The 16,693-nt window shown below is 43.0% G+C and carries 12 protein-coding genes; 3 read left to right on the forward strand and 9 right to left on the reverse strand.

The window, feature by feature from the left end; translation table 11 throughout:
• Positions 1-80: 80 nt before the first annotated feature.
• Positions 81-2,468, reverse strand: coding sequence for a WG repeat-containing protein (locus tag COR50_RS12570; RefSeq protein WP_098194311.1), 2,388 nt, complete (start codon positions 2,466-2,468; stop codon positions 81-83).
• 2 nt (positions 2,469-2,470) lie between these two features.
• Positions 2,471-3,823 carry a hypothetical protein gene (locus COR50_RS12575; RefSeq protein ID WP_098194312.1) on the reverse strand — a complete coding sequence of 451 codons (1,353 nt, stop codon included), beginning with the start codon at positions 3,821-3,823 and terminating at the stop codon, positions 2,471-2,473.
• A gap of 789 nt (positions 3,824-4,612) precedes the next feature.
• On the opposite strand from COR50_RS12575, the gene COR50_RS12580 reads away from it, so the two are divergent.
• Positions 4,613-6,937, forward strand: coding sequence for a T9SS type A sorting domain-containing protein (locus COR50_RS12580; protein ID WP_098194313.1), 2,325 nt, complete (start codon positions 4,613-4,615; stop codon positions 6,935-6,937).
• Between the two features lie 196 nt (positions 6,938-7,133).
• Positions 7,134-8,111 (forward strand): ABC transporter ATP-binding protein, encoded by a 978-nt coding sequence (locus tag COR50_RS12585; protein WP_198405641.1) that lies wholly within the window; start codon positions 7,134-7,136, stop codon positions 8,109-8,111.
• Positions 8,112-8,124: 13 nt separating this feature from the next.
• Here the strand turns inward: COR50_RS12585 and COR50_RS12590 are convergent, their stop codons facing one another.
• On the reverse strand, positions 8,125-10,065 hold the full coding sequence (locus COR50_RS12590; protein WP_098194315.1) for a gamma-glutamyltransferase family protein: 1,941 nt from the start codon (positions 10,063-10,065) through the stop codon (positions 8,125-8,127).
• Positions 10,066-10,112: 47 nt separating this feature from the next.
• Positions 10,113-10,520 (reverse strand): Dabb family protein, encoded by a 408-nt coding sequence (locus COR50_RS12595; protein ID WP_098194316.1) that lies wholly within the window; start codon positions 10,518-10,520, stop codon positions 10,113-10,115.
• 520 nt (positions 10,521-11,040) lie between these two features.
• Here COR50_RS12595 and COR50_RS12600 point away from each other — a divergent pair.
• Complete coding sequence (locus tag COR50_RS12600; protein ID WP_157760807.1) at positions 11,041-11,604, forward strand: hypothetical protein; 564 nt, start codon at positions 11,041-11,043, stop codon at positions 11,602-11,604.
• A 67-nt stretch (positions 11,605-11,671) separates the two neighbouring features.
• Here the strand turns inward: COR50_RS12600 and COR50_RS12605 are convergent, their stop codons facing one another.
• The 5 genes from COR50_RS12605 to COR50_RS12625 all read right to left on the reverse strand — a co-directional run bounded on the left by COR50_RS12605 (position 11,672) and on the right by COR50_RS12625 (position 16,617).
• The gene (locus COR50_RS12605) at positions 11,672-12,685 is read right to left on the reverse strand and encodes an LLM class flavin-dependent oxidoreductase (protein WP_098194318.1); all 1,014 of its coding nucleotides are present in this window, start codon (positions 12,683-12,685) and stop codon (positions 11,672-11,674) included.
• A gap of 259 nt (positions 12,686-12,944) precedes the next feature.
• Positions 12,945-13,865 (reverse strand): bestrophin family protein, encoded by a 921-nt coding sequence (locus COR50_RS12610; protein WP_098194319.1) that lies wholly within the window; start codon positions 13,863-13,865, stop codon positions 12,945-12,947.
• A 52-nt stretch (positions 13,866-13,917) separates the two neighbouring features.
• A complete protein-coding gene (locus COR50_RS12615) occupies positions 13,918-14,409 on the reverse strand; it encodes a hypothetical protein (RefSeq protein ID WP_098194320.1) in 492 nt (163 codons plus the stop codon).
• Between the two features lie 125 nt (positions 14,410-14,534).
• On the reverse strand, positions 14,535-15,896 hold the full coding sequence (locus tag COR50_RS12620; protein ID WP_098194321.1) for a HAMP domain-containing sensor histidine kinase: 1,362 nt from the start codon (positions 15,894-15,896) through the stop codon (positions 14,535-14,537).
• Positions 15,880-16,617: a response regulator transcription factor gene (locus COR50_RS12625; protein WP_098194322.1), complete on the reverse strand. Its 738-nt coding sequence runs from the start codon at positions 16,615-16,617 to the stop codon at positions 15,880-15,882. Before COR50_RS12625 ends, COR50_RS12620 begins: the two co-directional genes overlap by 17 nt.
• Positions 16,618-16,693 lie beyond the last annotated feature (76 nt).

The raw sequence follows: 16,693 nt of genomic DNA on the forward strand, positions 1-16,693 counted from the left end.
ATTTACACAGTTTTTGAGATAGTGTCCAAAAATCCGTGAACCTATATTTGTTCCCAACCCCGTGGCAGATGTACAGCAATTTAAGGAATAACCACTTTTTTCCCCTTATTCCCTTTGTAAACCATCACCGCCTTTTTCTGTTGTCCCAATTTCTCTACCTTATCATACTTTACCGAGATAATTTCCTGTCCATCCAAGTTCATGAAACCGATCTTACCGTTTTTCTTAACCAGGACGTGCTTCATTAAGTATTCATCCCTTGGCCCGATATAATCATATTTCGGTTCCACGATTTGCACCTCCCTCTTTAAATCATACAAGCCGATTTTGTCGCCATTGTAAAGATTAACTATTACAGAGTTTTTGATGAATGAACGGTTGATTTCAATCTTATCATATTTGATTGGGATCACGAATTGCTGCTCCCGGGTACTCCAAACACCGGTATATTTACCTTTGCCCACCGCGTACCAATTCGCATCCCCAGTTAATTTTTCGATAGCGGTGTAAGCTAATGGCAGTATCGATGTTGCATGTGCATCGATAAGACCGAATTTATTATCCTTAAAGATCCATGCCCCGTTATTTTTTACCGGGCTGATCCGGGTATATTCAATAGGAAGCACGATCTTACCTTGAAGGGAAACCATACCCAGCTTACGATTCTGTTGTACCACGACAGCTCCGCCGGAGATATCGAGGATTTCATGGCCGATATTTTCATATTCGGCAGGAAGTATTTCATGACCATTTTGATCAACGACCCCGTATTTACCATTCCTTTTATACTTGGCAATATTATCACTTCCAAAAGAACCATCCTTGTATAGAATAAAATCAATTTCCGCGTATTTCGCGGGAATAAGCATCTTCCCGTTCATATCGTAATAACCGTATAAGCCATTTTTCCCAACTTTTATTAAAGGCTGGGAAGATTCCACGATCTCATCATAGTTTGCCGGGATCAGAAGTTGTCCCTGCTTGCTATAAGCGCCGTAATGGTTGTTTGCATCTTTTACGATATAGATATTTTCTTGATATGCATTAGGATAGATGATTTCATATTTCACGGGAATTAATTCCTTCCCGGTCAAATCATACATCCCAAAATATTTACCGTCATAAACTTTGTAAATACTCCCTTGTTTATGAATGCTTTTAAATTTTGCGGGCAGCACCAGTTGGCCATCCTTGCTCATTAAACCGTTGAATTGACCATCTTTAATTTCAATCATCCCGTCTTTTAAGTTGATTCCATCATATTGAGGAGGAATGATTTCTTTCCCTTCAACGGTCACTAAGCCTCTTTTGCCGGCCGATTTAACTACAATTACATTGCCTTCGCGTACATATTTCGTTTGATATCCACCAGATGGAGCGCTTACAATATCATCATACCGGATCGGTATAACAACTTTACCATTGATGTCAATCATCCCGTGTTTATTGTTATAAACCACTTCCGCCAAGCGCACATTATCATCTCCAAATGCAGCAATAGCTTGATATTTAACAGGAACTATAATGGCCCCGTCAGTATTTAATAAGCCGATCACGTTATGGTTGCCAACCGGGATCCTATTATTGTTAACAGGGTAAATAAAATCGTATTGAAAGGGAACTTTTATATTCCCATCTTTCGTGATCAGGCCATATTTTCCATTTTTCTTAGCGAGGAACCAATCATGGGAATAAGGCTCGATGGCATCGTAATCAACAGGTACCACCTCTTCGCCTTTAGGATCGATCATGCCGATTTTATCATAATATTTCACCGTGGCTAAGCCATCTTTAAATAAGCTCAGATCTTTACCTTGGTAAACGGAAGTATATTTAAAAGGCGTTAACTGCTGTTGCGATTCATTAAAAAGGGCGTATTTCCCTTCATGTTTTACCCAGTAAACGCCGAATTGATGCGCGGAATAAACTTTAGCCCTGTCGATGGCATCGTCCTTCGCTTTTTTGATGGCGGCAATAGAATCTGCGATAGCCTGTTGCCTGGCTTTTTCGGCAGCAATCGCAGCCTCTCTTTTCAATCTTACCGCTTCTTCTTTTGCTTTGCGTTCCGCTTCCTCCCGTGCTTTAATCGCGGCTAGCCGGTCAGCTTCTTCTTTCGCTTTTATTTCCTGCATCTTTTCTTCCATGCGAACAACGATAGGGTAGACTTCTTCCTTCAAACCGTCATCAGCATTAAGAGTCGTGAAGATATTTAGTAAACGTTGCGTTTCGCGGTAGTTACCCAGGTTGAAGTTTGAGCGGATGCGTAATGATTCTATTTTAGCCTTTTTTTCTCCTAGTAAAGTTTCCGCCTTATCGCAGTTCTCTATGCAAGATTTATATTCTTGCTTCTCGAAAGCATCCAATGCCTCGAAGAAATACGCCTTGGCTTTTTCCTGCTTACTTTGTGCAAAAAGGGGTAGTCCAAGGGCAGAAAATATTAGTACGAGTAAAATTTGTCTTATTTCCATGATCAAAAACGTTTATAGCCTAAGCTTTTATACCTGCTAACGATAGCATCCCGGGCCTTGTTGATTTGATTTTCATTCTGTTGTTTCCTTCTTTTCGCCGCTGCTTCCGCCGCTTTTTCTTCATCGTAATTATCATAATGATGTTTTACGGTAAGAAAAACCTTGGGCCGGTTATCGCCCAACGTATACCCTTTGTCACCGCGGATAATTACTTTCCCATTTTTATCAATGATTTGTTCTTGATAAAGGGAGATGTAATGTTTATAATTGTTAATATCGGTATGGTAAGTTTCGTTACCTAGAACAATCCATACTTTAGCCATGCCGTCATGGTAGGATTTCACGAGGTAGTTGCCTTTGGGGATCAATATGTTCCCTTTTTCATCTTCGACCCAACCCTGGTGTTTCTTATAATCATATTGAATACGGGAACGGCTCTTTTTGTCGTTATCCTTTGGTTTACTGGTGGAGGATGACCAAAAGTCGCCCTTCGAGTTATTATTGTTACTACTACTACTACTACTTACATCCCAGAAATCATCGCTTTCATTGCCCTCCGAATTATTTTTAGCAGCGGCCTTTTTTTTACCGGGAAATGAAAAAGCATCGTTTTCTTCCCGCGAAGCGGTTTGTTTTTGCCTAGTGTGTTTTTTGTCAGATGACGATTGGTCGGCAGAGGATTCCCAGAAGTCTTCATCTTTCTCTTTAGAACCATTTTCGTTATCATCCTTTTTTTCTTTCTTTTCTTCTTTTTTCCTTTGCTTTTCTTCCCAATCCCTGATTGCTTGTTTGCATTTCCAATCAAAATCCGGGCACCATATCCTGGTAACGCGTTCAAAAGCGAGTGCTCCCGATTCTAGCCACAGGTCTTTATCCTGGTTTTTTTTGTATTGGAGATACACAGCGATGGAAGGCTTATCGAATGTTACGGCAGAAAAGTCATTGACTGATTTTTCATCAGAACCATTCATGATCTCGAGCGTGAATTCTTCAGAGTAATACCATTTTGTAAGCGAGTGAAGGTATTTACTAGGCTCTTTAAACCGGGCTTTCGTTTTAACCTGGAAGGTAAAGCTGGAAAGCGGGTAACCACGGAATGCTCCTATAGTAATGCCGGCATCGTTCAGGGCTTCGTTATATTTTCCATCCATATAAGAAGTGATATACATTTTACCGGCGGAAGCTCTCATTACCAGGCCGGGGCTATTGGCAGGCGCACTGTAAAATTCTACGTAGCCATTCATGCCTCGTAGATTATTAAACTCAATCCTGTTAAAGCTTTTAAGCGCTTCTTTTTGTGCTTGTGTGCCGGTAGCAAAAAGTAGTGCCAAGCATACCAGTGTTACGATTTTCATGCTTTACTCAATTTTCAAGAGCCCATGTCGCTGTAAATAATAATTTTCCTGCATGATGCACGGAATACTGACATTCCACAAACCCAAAGTTGGGGGTAGACAGTAATTACTTGGGATTTCAATAAAGAGTGGTTAGAATGGTTTTGTTCGCATTATTAATACAAATAAAGAATAATCAACCGTTTATTCAAAATTTATCCTTTTGGCGAGGTGAAATATACCCTGGGTAGGGTAGTCATAGGCTGTCAAGCCCCTTTTTTAAACTTATGAAAACTTCTTTCTTTGGGGGCTAGCATATGCAGGCTGCCAAATGAAATTATTGGGAAGTTGCAGGTTGTTAATTGACCTATATATCAACAAATAACAAGATTTTTTAATTTTTTTTACACCAAAATCGATTTAGCAAAAAGAAAATCGTATTTTAGTAGGAACGTTGACGTTCCATGTTATGAAAAGTTTATGAAAATCAATCCCTGGTTTGAGCCAATAATCAACATGGATCGCGGAGCATTAAATTCTGGATTTATATTTTTTTGTCTTTTTGCTAAATCGATTTAGATAAAGGTTTTGAATAGTGTAAAAGTTTTTGTAATCCCGCTCGAAGTGTAGTTGTGTAGATATAAAAAGGATAAAAGTACCTCGTATTAACAGTAGAAAACCCGTGATGAAGGCAGATCCATTCCTCGATGGATCGGTAGCGTTGTATGCCCTGTAATCAATTGAAAACATACATAAAATCCTATAACCAAAATCGTAAAACCCTCATTAACAAACAAAAACTTCGTACGTATGAAAAGAAGTCTAAAAATTCTTCCTTTAATCGGCATCCTGTTAATCCAGGTGCAAGTATTTGCCCAAACCGACATAACGGGTAGCGGGGGAACTATCAGCGCCCAGTATTCGGATTCTCCCAGCGGGGAAGATATCAGCAAAGTGATTGACAACCAATCGGCCACTAAGTACTTAACCTTCCATAGTTCAGGCTGGATTCAGTACCAAAATACCAGCAGCGTTGTCGTGAATAAATACACGGTTACCTCTGCGAATGATGCGCCGACGAGAGACCCTTTAAACTGGACTTTTGAAGGTTCTACCAACGGTACCACCTGGGTAACATTAGATACCCGCAGTAATGAAGATTTTCCCAACCGCTATCAAACCCGCGAGTTCACGTTTACTAATTTGACTGCATATCAATATTATCGGTTGCAAATGAGTAATAATAGCGGGAGTATCTTGCAATTGGCGGAATGGGAGATATTTACCGCTACAACGGTAGGCGCTGATATCACCGATTTCTCGGGGGGCGCTATCTCTGATCAATATAATGTTACCGGAAATGAAGGCAATGCCAAAGTTATTGATAATAATACCTATTCCAAGTACTTAACTTTTCACGCTACTACCTGGTTACAATTTCAAGGAGCCAACAGTTCTACGGTTACCTCTTATTCCGTAACATCCGCAAATGATTATCCCGACCGCGATCCTAAAAGCTGGACTTTTGAAGGTTCCAACAACGGCAGTTCCTGGACAACTTTGCACACGGTGAGCAACCACAGTTTTATCAACCGGTTCCAAAAGAGCAATTTCAGCTTTTCTAATTCCACGGCTTATACTTATTACCGATTGAATATCACGGCTAACAATGGCGCCAGCATTACGCAAATGGCTGAGTGGGAGATATTTGGTACCGGCAGCGGTAGCATTCCTGGCCCGGCAGCGCCGACTAGCTTGTCTATCAACAATGTATCAGGCAACCAGAATATAGTTAGCTGGACGGATAATGCAACATCTGAAACGCGATACCGCTTGGAACGCTCTACCAATGGTTCTTCATGGAGCTTGTTACATAATTTGCCCGCAAATACATCCCAGTACCGCGATACGGGTTTAACGGGTGGGCAAACATTATACTATAGGGTACGTGCTGAAAATGCCACGGCTAATTCCGGTTATTCGAATACGGCTAATATTACTACCGTTGCTAACGACTACCCCGCCACATGGCAAGAACATTGGGATGAACACGTTCAACTGGTTTCGAGGAAATATACCGACAGCCACGTAGGTATTTATTTCGATGATGATATGGATGATTCTATCAACTGGATGGATACTACCGTTTCCAGGGCCTGGGCTTATACCAAGCAACTTTATGGAGGCTTCAGTGATCCCAGGTTATACGCTATTTTCCACCAGGACAAATATGGAGGTGGTAACCCTTCCACTTATATCGACTCCAAGCGTGATTACAGGAATGCAATCTGTGTAGGTAGCTCCGGTTCCTGGGCAACCAATACCGGTTGGAACTTGAATGCTACCATACACGAGATCGGGCATATAGTTGAAGGGGGCGCCAGGGGGGTGAAAGGCTCACCGGCATTCGGTATTTGGGGCGATAGTAAATGGTGTGAAATATACCAGTATGACTTGTATTACGCGGTAGGTTGGACTACCGAGGCTACAAATTACTATAACGGCGCGATGAGTACTTCCGATTCTTACCCGAGAGCCAATACTTATTGGTTTCGAGATTGGTTCTACCCGATCTGGAGTAATTACGGTCACGGGCAAGTATTAGCTAATTATTTTGATCTCTTGTACCAGTATTTCCCCCAACAAAATGCTATTTACGCACGCAGCATGAACTTCGGTGAATTTGTTCACTTCTGGAGCGGTGCAGCCGGTGTAAACCTGAAGGAATTAGCGACCGATGCATTCGGTTGGTCAACTACTTATGAAGACCAATTCAACCAGGCCAGGATCGATTTCCCTTTCACTTACGATGAAAGCGCTGCCTTGATGACAACGGCTCGAAAAGGTATGATGGTTGATTCCAGTGTTTTACAGGTAGATAGTTTGCAGGTTGAACTCGATCAAAGTATCGAGATTTATCCCAATCCCGTACAAGATAAAGTAGTCAAGATCCGTAACAACTCCAAGAACCCGAAAATGTTCGTGGAGATATACGATGCTTTAGGAATGAAAGTTTATGCGGGAATTGTTGAACAATCCGCATCGATTGATTTAAACAAACAATCTAAAGGAGTGTATTTCGTCGTATGTTATAAAGGGAACTTGAGGAGTACGAAGAAAATTGTACTACCTTAGTGAACCTAGCTAATTGAATATCATTCAAATTAGCAATCATCAGGCGCATCCCCGGTTCCATAGAGCTGGGGATGTTGCTTTTTAGTCCGGCTGAGCCGCTGGTTGATATAATTCTATTGGATAAAGAGTGCTAATGCCTATTTTTGTGCCGCGGTCAATATTATCATTTCAACAGATTGTAAAAGGGAAAGCTCATATGGATTTTTTAAATGTTTCGGGAATTATTAAGAGCGAAAAGGATAAAACCATCTTGCACGGGGTGGATTTCCAGGTGGATGAATTGGAGAAAGTAGCTATAGTTGGCGCTTCCGGGGCAGGGAAAAGTACCCTGTTGAAAATTGTAGCGGGGCTGTCGCAAGCCGATGAAGGCGCTGTTTTCTATGATGGGAGCCGGGTGAAAGGAGTGGATGAAAAGTTGATGCCTGGCCACCCGGGGATTGCATATTTATCGCAGCATTTCGAACTTTGGAATAACTATAGGGTAGAAGATGTGCTTTCTTACGGAAATAAACTGCCCGAAGATGCCGCGATGCAACTCTACCGTATCTGTAGGATCGATCATTTGTTGAAACGTTATACCAGCCAATTATCAGGTGGAGAAAGGCAGCGCATCGCCATGGCGCGTTTACTAAATGGCGCCCCCGGATTATTTATACTGGATGAACCGTATTCCAACCTCGACTTAATACATAAAGAAATCCTGAAAGCCGTGATCCGGGATCTGTCCGAACAACTACAAATCACCTGTTTACTTACATCGCATGACCCGATGGATACCTTGCCCTGGGCAGACCGGATTTTAGTGATGCAGCAAGGGAAAATCGTACAATCCGGCACCCCGCATGAGATTTACGCGCAACCTTTATCAGAATATACAGCCGCATTATTCGGTCCTTATAACTTGATCAATGAACAGGATGCAGCCGTATTAATGCCGTCGGGGAAACCGGGCAAGCATCTGTTGCTCAGGCCACACCAGATGCGGATCGTGGCGGGGGGCAACCAGGCTTTGCCGGGTACCGTTCAGCGGATTAACTACCACGGTAATTGTTACATTGTCGAAGTATTAACTGCTTCCAAGGAAGTGTTTTACATCCAGGTGGCTAACATGAACGTTCAGAAAGGAAGCCAGGTGCATATTGCGATTAACGGCCAAGAAACCTGGTATATTTAGTTAAGCAAAGCATTTACCAACCGATACCGTAATCCTCACCATTATTGCTACTGCCTCCCCAGATAGATCCATGTTTCCTATCCAGGTATATGGCATTGATCGGCCCACTGGTACGGTCGCCAAATTGCAAGCTGTATCCCATCTTTTCCAAGCTGGAGCGTGTTGCATCCGGGGTTGACCGGTTGAGTAATAAACTCCCAGGCCTAGGCTGCCGGTCTTTAACTTGGGTGCCACCCAAGGATAGCCACAGTTGATTTGAGTTGAAGTTAGCTGCTTCCGCAGCTTGTTGTACCGTCATATTGAATTCGACCATATTCAGGAAAAATTGTAATAGATTTTGATCCTGCGTATCTCCACCCTGTACGGCAAATGACAAATAGGGTAATCCATCTTTCAATGCCATGGAAGGTGTTAGGGTTACCCTCGGCCTTTTTCCCGGCGCCACCACATTGTACGGATCCAGTATAGAATCTAAAACGAAGCTCTGCATTCTTTGGCTCATGCCCACACCGGTATTTCCTGCAATACATGCCGGGACCCACCCGCCACTCGGCGTAACGGATACAACCCAGCCTTCTTCGTCCGCAGCTTCAATACTCGTGGTGCCGCGCCATAACCTGTCCATGTAAAGACTATCAACCGCCAAGTCTTTTGTGGTGGCCCAGCCCATTTCATTTTTATTTTCAGAATGGTAGGTGGCATCATGTTTAGGTACAAAAGAACCGGGTTTATCTTTACCCGGATTTTCAACCCATTGCTCCCTTATATCCAGTAGTTTTTGAAAAGGTTGTTGCCTGTCCTCATAGGGATATGGATTGCCGGGAGCTGCATTTGCTAGATTTTTGCCCGGTTGTATAAGTGCTGCCCTTTCCTTGGCATACCCTTTACTTAGTAAACCCTTGACGGGAATAGTAGGAGAGAAGGCGGGATCACCGTAATAAAAATCCCTATCGGCAAAAGCCAAGTTCATGGCTTGATATACGGTATGGATATATTCAGGTGAATTATATCCCATCGATTTTAAATCGAACTGCTCCAGGATATTCAAGCTTTGCAACATGCTGGGACCCTGGGTCCAAGGTTGTAATTTATAAACTTCAATACCTCTATAATTGATATGCAAAGGTTCTTCGATAACCGGTTTCCAGTTGGCGAGATCTTCCTTGGTAATCAAGCCGCCTTGCTCCTGGCATCCCCTCGCGATTTCTGCCGCGATATCACCTTTATAAAAGCGATCGCAAGCGGCCATGATTGCCTCTTCGCGACTTTTTCCCGCTTTAAGTGCGGCTTGTTCAGTATCTACTAATTTTTGTAAGGTAGCCAGCAGATCCTTTTGAACAAATATTTCACCGGCTTCGGGTGCTTCGCGTTTTTCGCCTTGGTGTACCAAGAAAACTTTTTTACTATACGGCCATTGACTGATTCTCTTTTTATTTCTTTCGATGCTATTTGCTGTTTGGGCTTCGATAGGATAACCGGCTGCCATTTCCATAGCAGGTGCGAGCACTTCTTCCAGGCTAAGGCTTCCATACCGGGCCAGCATCAGGCAGAGCCCGCCGGGCGTACCGGGTGTTACCGCCGCCAGCGGGCCGTACTCCGGGGGAAAGTTATAACCTTTGTTTTTGAAAAATTCCGGTGTCGCCCCGCTGGGAGCAACTCCCAGCGCGTTGATGGCGATTACTTTTTTAGTATGCGGATTGTAAATCAGCGCTTGGGTTTCACCACCCCAGCTTAATACATCCCACATCGTGCAGGTTGCCGCAAGCATAGCACAAGCCGCATCAACAGCGTTACCACCTTTTTGAAAAATTCCCGCCCCGGCAGTAGCAGCCAGGGGTTTCCCTGTAATGGCCATCCAGTGTTTCCCGTGCAGCGGTGGCTTCTGTGTGCGTTGGGCTTTTAAACTGAACGGTAGGATAGCTATAATACAAATTAAGGCGCTGAGCTTTTTCATGGTGGTAACTTGTTTGAAATAGAATTTACTTGCGATATGCAGGGATATTATACTTCCATGGTATCATAAACGATCACTTTGTCCCAAAGATGCCCGTAATTCTTAATGAATTCAAGGTGAATGGGATGTGATTGATATACAGCTTGATCTTCCAAGTTCTTGAAGAACATTAATTCCGAAACTTGCCAGGAGTTTTCAACTACATCCCTTTTTTCCGTGCTGGCCACGACGCCGATATGTAAGACTTTTACGGTTTCGATCTTTTTCAAAGTGCGTAAACCTTCGATTAGCTTGTCGCGATCTTCTATAGAATCGGGGTTTTTAAGCCAAAAAAATACATGGTGTGATAACGGTAACTTGGGCTTTTCGCCATGGCTTGTATTGGCCATGGCAGTGCCACCCGCGCATAGTGCAGCGGCAGTACCTAAGAATTTTCTTCTGCTAGTAGAACTCATACATTGGAATTTTTAAAATTTGCGTAGATGATTGCCTTTAGCGACAACCGTGGATTGAAAATACAAAAATCTGTCTATATCCTGTATAGGTCCGTTTGCCTTGCTGCTGGAAACTTGATTTTTCGTGTTCCGACCTTTGAATTTTATCTTGAAATAATCTGCGCCCCCTTGCTAGTTTGAGCTTCCAAGATCGGACTCCCGTGCGGAACAACGTTCAACTGATAGCATACCGTGCTCGGCAGGATTAGCAATCCAACAAATGGCCGTTTATGGTACATAGAGTACGTACCTTTTTTTCAATACAATTGTAAATGTCTTCAGTTGTGCGTGGGTCAGACTTTAAGCTCGAACCAACGTACATTCCAGTATCTTGTATCAATAAATTGCAAACGATACCAATAGCCATTAACCGGGGTTTCGGATACCTATGGTTTGACGATAAGACTTTTGAATGTCAAATGCTGGAGAAATGTCGTAATTTGTAGTAAGCAAAACGTACAACATTTTAAATCTGTCGCCCTTGCCTAGAATAGTAGTTTTTCTATGTTGTAATGTAATATTATTCATTTTCCTACAGGCTTTCCTACCACGTATTGGATTCGCTGTGGGTAAGTATGCCCGTGGTTTTTCGGTAGATACCACGGGAGATGAAATCTTGCTTAGAAATATTGCTATGTATAGGAAAAGGGAACTCAATACTTATGTATTTGATACGAGTTTTCGTTGGAAAGGAAATATGTACCGCTTTAATTTACAACACCATTATTTACAACAGAAAATAAGGATCCCCCGAAACTTATTAAAAGGCTATGATATCCCGTATTTTGATGCTAAGGCAGCTTCTTGCATAGTTAAGGTGACTAAAAACGGGTTCCCGTCTTTCGAGATGCCGGTCGTTCGTGAAGATTTTGTCGGTAGGATCAATGGTTACTGGATGGATTACCTGGTTTTACATGTTGATAAGACCAGGTTCGAAGATGGTAAATTATATATCTACTGTGTTTTATCTATCCCCTTAACGAATATGGGAAAACAAATTATTCTTTGTATCGCCCCGGATGGAAATGTAGAGTTCATAGAATGAAAAGTAGCAAGATTTGATTTCTTGCTACTTTCCATTTTATCGGTTCCCCGATTTTATTCAAATAACGTTATAATCCACTTAATTCGAACATATTCGCCAGCAAGCTATAGGAATCTAACCTGTCCTGCACTTGGTCGCTAATGGTAGAGATAACGATTTCATCGACCCCGTAACTCGATGCGAGGGCTTCCAGCTTCGGCTTTAAAGTTGCGGGCGTACCGCAAAGCATCCTGCCGCGGTTGAAGCGTATCCTGGCCATTTCTTCAAGGGAATATTCGATCTCTTTAATCTCTTCCAAGCTGGGCATCGGGCCGTTTCTTCCTTTCTCGATATGCAATATCCTATGGTCGATTTGCATCTGCCAATCCAAGATTTTTTGTTCATCTTCCGAACAGAAAGCGAATATGCCTACGTTAGCTTTCGGTTCTGGCAGTTGTTCCGATGGCTGGAAGTTGCGGTAATACTGCGCGATCGTTTCAGGACCGCCATGCGGATTAATAAACTGCGCGAAAGAAAGTGCCAAGCCGAAATGAGCTGCTATTAAGGCGCTTCCACCGCTGGAAGTTAATATCCACATCCCAGGTTGAGTTTCAGCCTTCGGTATCGCTTTTACTTTTTGGTGAACGGTACCTGCTAAGTCATTATCCGTCAACCAGCCCCTCAAATCCGTGATTTGCTGAACAAAATCCTCTTCTTTAAATTGGTTCGAGGGGTTTAAGAGATAAGCCGTGAGCCTATCTCCCCCCGGGGCGCGGCCAATACCGAGGTCAATTCTTCCGGGGAAGAGCGTTTCCAACATCCTGAAATTTTCGGCCACCTTCAGGGCGCTATGGTTGGGCAGCATAATGCCGCCGGAGCCGACCCGTATTCTTTTAGATTCCCCGGCGAGGTGCGCTATTAAAACTTCCGGTGTGGAGCCTGCCAACCATTGGATGTTATGATGTTCGGAAACCCAGTAGCGGGTATATCCTAATTCGTCTGCATGCCTAACCAGTTGGCTCGACTCTTGCACGGCCTCCCTGGCATTACTTCCTAATCTAATTTGAGATTGATCGAGGATGCTTAATTTCAATTTTCCCATACATTCAAGTTTATATCAAAAGCATCTATCCATATATTTATCAAAGAGAAGCATTTTTAGGCAAAAGAATGTAAAGGAATTGTCTAAAAACTTTGAAGACCTGCCGGGTTTTATTGGGTGTCGCCCCGGGGGAGTAAACATACGGGGCTTTAATCCCGGTTTTGCTATAAGCGGTTAAAAAAGAAAACTCCCACCAGAAGATGGGAGCCTGCATGAACTAGGGTCATTTAAAACAGTGTAGCAGAAAAAAAGTTGATAATTACATCACGTAATAAGCTGGCTGTGGCTTATTTTCGGTCTTTTGCATGTTCCAGTCTTCCTCGTGCAGCATCTGTCTCAAATCCCGTTCAATGGTATTGCATATACTTGTCATTGGTGTATCTGTAGGTTTATTTTCAAACGGATCTTGCAGGTGAATGGCCATCTTCTCGATTAACAAGAAAGAAGCGGAGATCGCTATAACCAATGGTATTTCCATGGCGCCAAAGATATCAATCAACGCGAAGGGTAATAGCATAATAAAAAATAGTACCGTGAAATGCGTGTACAAGCTGTACGTGGCAGGGAATACGGTATTCTTGATTCGCTCGCATTTACCCATCGAATCACATAACCTAGTAAGTATTTGGTCTATGGCTACCTGCTGGTACGGATTGATCCATTGTTTGCGTAAGGCATAACGGATATCCCTGGCATGCAATTTCAAGATGGCGGCTGGCACATTGCTAAACTGGCTGATGTAATTCAGTTCCCGCCTTGATAATTTATTCTCTAATCCTTTCAATGGGTCTTGTTTCCTCAGTGATGCAGCCAGCGCGTAAGTCCAAGCTGACTGCCGCAATATGAACCGCCTTTGAAATTGCCTATGATCTTCCGATTCTATCGGTTCGTTCATCAAGGAAAGTACCTGCCTGCCCAAGCTGCGGGAATCGTTCACGATGGCGCCCCATATAGTCCTGGCTTCCCACCAACGGTCGTAAGCCTGGTTGGAGCGGAAGGCTAATAACAGCGATAGTACCGTTCCCAATACCATCGGCACTGCAAGCGGGATGGAGATATAATTGATATCATAATAATGATACATCACGTTGATGATCAATGTATAAACCGCCACGGCTAAAATTTCGTACTTTATTTTTCCATATACATACCCGATGGGTATATTTTTCTTCAGCAGCATGTCCTCTTCATTTAATGGTTACGAATACTGGCTTATAAGCTTTCCTTGATATTTATTGATGGATGTTATCGGTCAACAGCTCGGAAATCGTTGCACGTGTAATGTAATTTCTCTTCTGGGGGAATTTTACCGTCATCAGTTCCCAGCCCGAGCGGCGAATTAATGCGCTGGGATCATAACTTTCCGGGCTTGCTGCATGGTATTCGAAATCTTGCGGCAATGCGATGACATCAATATTGTTGGCCAACAAGAAGTTTTTGAAAGCAACTTTAGTATCTCCGTGGAAGTAAGTGATATCCAGTTTGCCGAAGGATTTGCCGTACTTGTTTTTAAGGATTTCGCAAGCATCGCAAAAATCGCGGCTCATTAACTTGATATGACTTTTATCGCGGGTGAAACTCATTAAGTCCATCAATGAAGAAGGCATCTTCAATGCATGGAAATAAATAATATTAATAGTTTCCTCTGCATGTTGCTCCGCGATGGCATGCACGTAACCTAAAGAACGGATTGAAAAGTCTGTTGGGATCAATATGTTTTTCATGGTAATTTTTATTTTGATACAAAACTACCACGGTGATATTAGGAAGCCGTTAGAGGTATATTAAAGGTGTTTAAAAAAGTGGTAAGAACCTGGTAAGCGCCGGTAAGAAAACGGTAAGAATCGACTTAAATCGGCAGTTCTAGCCTTATTTCAGTGCCCATGTTAACCTTGCTGAATACTACGATTTCCCCTTTATGCATGCGGATAATGTTTTGAGCCAGTGGCAAACCGATGCCGTAACCTTTGAATTTTCCTGTATTGGATGCCCGGAAAAAGGGGGAGAAGATATAGGGTAAATCCTCTTGCGGGATGCCGATGCCCCGGTCTTTTACGATGATGAAATTTTTCTTATCCGTAGCGGCTAATGCCATGGAAACGGGTTGGTTATCCGAATATTTGATAGCATTTAAAACGATATTGCTAAGCGCTAATTCCAGTAATTGGAAATTTCCTTGTATGACAAGCTTTTCATCTTCTTCTGGGAAAAGGGAATAATCTATCTCGACATGGTTATCCGGGTGAATTTTATCTACCACTTCTTTCACGGAAAAAAGTAGCTCATCCGTTCTGATCGGTCCCCAATCTTGCTTCTGGCCGTCAAAACCGGTTTGTGCTAAGTGTAATAAACTTTTAGTGATATGTTCTAACCTTTCGGCTTCCCGCAAGATATTGCGGATGGCTTGCACGTAATTTTCTTGAGAGCGGTCGCGGCATAGGGATAGCTCCGCTTCCCCTATGATGGCGGTTAAGGGCGTACTCAGCTCATGGGAAGCATTACTAACAAAGTTATTTTGCGTTTCGAAAGATGTTTCCAGGCGGTCGAGCATGTTGTTAAAAGTAGCTGCAAGCTCGTTCATCTCATCTTTATTCCCCCCGGTTTCCAACCTCGAATGGAGGTTCCGGCTGCTGATGCTTTTTACCTGCGTCATCATGTTCCTGATAGGCCGTAAAATAACCCTGGAGAAGAAATATCCGCCCGCCATGATCATCAGCGCTGCAAATATGGAACTGATGACGAGTATTTTCCTCAACATCAGCGAATATTCCGCACTATAATGGTTGATAGCTGAAACGATGACCAGGTAAGCATGTTCGTTATTATGATAATATACCCCGGCAAAAAAACGGTCTCCTTCCCGGTAAAATGTTTTTCCCAAAGCGATGGCTTCCCGGTAAAAGTAAGCCGGTAACTCCAGGTTATGGCTGGTTTGAACCTGTTTGGTCACGGGATCTACCCTTAGTACGAATTCCTGCTCGGAAGGCATCACTTCCAAATTTTCTTCACGGATCTCGTTATATATGGAGCTGAATGATTCCGATGAAGGAATAGCCGCTTTCGCGGTCAGGTAAGCCCTGATCTCAAGCCGTTTATAAAAATCCTCGAACGAGTATTGCGTAGCAAAATAATATACGAAGAAACTCATGGCCACGATGATGGAAACGGTCAACGCGGCAAAAAGCATCATGATCTTAGTGCGTATTTTCATCGGCCTTACTTTCTTTCAACATGTATCCTAAGCCCACCACGGTTTGGATTAACTCCGGCGACTCATTTTTATTGATTTTTTTCCTGAGATAATTAATGTAAACATCCACCACCTTGGTGTTCATATTAAAATCTATGCCCCAAACATGCTCCAATATTTCCATACGAGATAATACCTTGCGCGGGTTTTTAAACAGGTATTCCAGCAAACGGTACTCCGTGGCGGTTAGCGCGATTTCACGCCCGTTGCGTTGGGCGCTTTTCGTATCCAGGTTAAGTTGTAAATCGGCCAATCTCAGGACTTCTGTTTCAGCTTGGATGGCAGGGTTCTGTAACGGTCCTGGTGCAGGAGACGGCCCGTTATTATTCCTTCTCAACAGGGAGCGAACCCTAGCTTGAAGCTCCAATTGTTTGAAGGGTTTTAACATGTAATCGTCCGCGCCCGAATCCAAGCCCATTACAATATTTTCGGTAGTGCCAAGAGCCGTTAGCATGAGTATGGGTGTTTCCAATCCATGTTTACGTAATCTTTTGCAGACCTCGATCCCGTTAATTCCCGGCAACATGACATCCAGGATAATCAACTGGAACGCGTGTTCCGTGGCCATCTGGTAACCCGAATGGCCATCTAGGGCAACGCTTACTTCGTAGCCGACTTCCTGTAAACCGCGCGTAATCACGGAAACAACCGATGGTTCGTCTTCTATTAATAATATTTTCATGGACTCTTACCTGGTAAACAAACAAATTTAAGCAATGAAAGGATAGAAAGTGCCAGTTGATTTTATTCAATGTTGA

The organism is Chitinophaga caeni (assembly GCF_002557795.1).
GTDB lineage: Bacteria > Bacteroidota > Bacteroidia > Chitinophagales > Chitinophagaceae > Chitinophaga > Chitinophaga caeni.

Coding starts and splice junctions, on each gene's coding strand:
- COR50_RS12585 (WP_198405641.1), top strand. CDS start 7,134: ATGGATTTTTTAAATGTTTCGGGAATTATTAAGAGCGAAAAGGATAAA.
- COR50_RS12610 (WP_098194319.1), bottom strand. CDS start 13,865: ATGCTGCTGAAGAAAAATATACCCATCGGGTATGTATATGGAAAAATA.
- COR50_RS12580 (WP_098194313.1), top strand. CDS start 4,613: ATGAAAAGAAGTCTAAAAATTCTTCCTTTAATCGGCATCCTGTTAATC.
- COR50_RS12605 (WP_098194318.1), bottom strand. CDS start 12,685: ATGGGAAAATTGAAATTAAGCATCCTCGATCAATCTCAAATTAGATTA.
- COR50_RS12595 (WP_098194316.1), bottom strand. CDS start 10,520: ATGAGTTCTACTAGCAGAAGAAAATTCTTAGGTACTGCCGCTGCACTA.
- COR50_RS12590 (WP_098194315.1), bottom strand. CDS start 10,065: ATGAAAAAGCTCAGCGCCTTAATTTGTATTATAGCTATCCTACCGTTC.
- COR50_RS12570 (WP_098194311.1), bottom strand. CDS start 2,468: ATGGAAATAAGACAAATTTTACTCGTACTAATATTTTCTGCCCTTGGA.
- COR50_RS12625 (WP_098194322.1), bottom strand. CDS start 16,617: ATGAAAATATTATTAATAGAAGACGAACCATCGGTTGTTTCCGTGATT.
- COR50_RS12575 (WP_098194312.1), bottom strand. CDS start 3,823: ATGAAAATCGTAACACTGGTATGCTTGGCACTACTTTTTGCTACCGGC.
- COR50_RS12615 (WP_098194320.1), bottom strand. CDS start 14,409: ATGAAAAACATATTGATCCCAACAGACTTTTCAATCCGTTCTTTAGGT.
- COR50_RS12620 (WP_098194321.1), bottom strand. CDS start 15,896: ATGAAAATACGCACTAAGATCATGATGCTTTTTGCCGCGTTGACCGTT.